The organism is Acinetobacter stercoris, from assembly GCF_900323515.1.
GTDB classification, from domain to species: domain Bacteria; phylum Pseudomonadota; class Gammaproteobacteria; order Pseudomonadales; family Moraxellaceae; genus Acinetobacter; species Acinetobacter stercoris.
In genome coordinates, this window is sequence record NZ_OOGT01000456.1 from 1 (window position 1) to 658 (window position 658).

General features: G+C 49.2%; 1 protein-coding gene. It reads right to left on the reverse strand.

Annotation, left to right across the window (positions count from 1 at the left end):
• Window positions 1-658: Ig-like domain-containing protein (locus tag KPC_RS20210; RefSeq protein WP_228212374.1), on the reverse strand; the 658-nt coding region annotated here is incomplete at both ends.

The window sequence follows — 658 nt, forward strand, 5'->3', positions numbered from 1 at the left end:
GGTGCTGCTGGTGGAGTGATATCTGTGCCATCAGTCATGGTTGGAGCACTGTTATTTCCTGCTGCGTCTGTAGCAGTCACTTTACCAACTTCACCATCACCTAATGGATTAGGCGTGATACTCCAGTTACCTGCTGTATCTGTTGTAGTTGTAATCGTTGTACCATCAGCCAATTCAACACTAATTGTTGATTCTGGCTCTGCTGTTCCCGATAAACCTGACTCATTGTTTTGATCAATACCTGGTGCAGTCGGTGCAACGGTATCTGCTGTGCCTGTTGGTGTTTCAGCGCTGGTGTTCCCTGCTGCATCTGTCGCAGTCACGCTGCCTTCACTACCATCAGCAATTGGGTTTGGTGTAATGCTCCAGTGCCCTGTGCTATCGGCTGTGGTGGTCACTGTATTGCCATCGGCATCAGTCACCGTCACGATAGAACCCGCTTCCGCTGTACCACTGAGTTCGGTGCCATTGTTCTGATCCACACCTGGTGCTGCTGGTGGAGTGATATCTGTGCCATCAGTCATGGTTGGAGCACTGTTATTTCCTGCTGCGTCTGTAGCAGTCACTTTACCAACTTCACCATCACCTAATGGATTAGGCGTGATACTCCAGTTACCTGCTGTATCTGTTGTAGTTGTAATCGTTGTACCATCAGCCA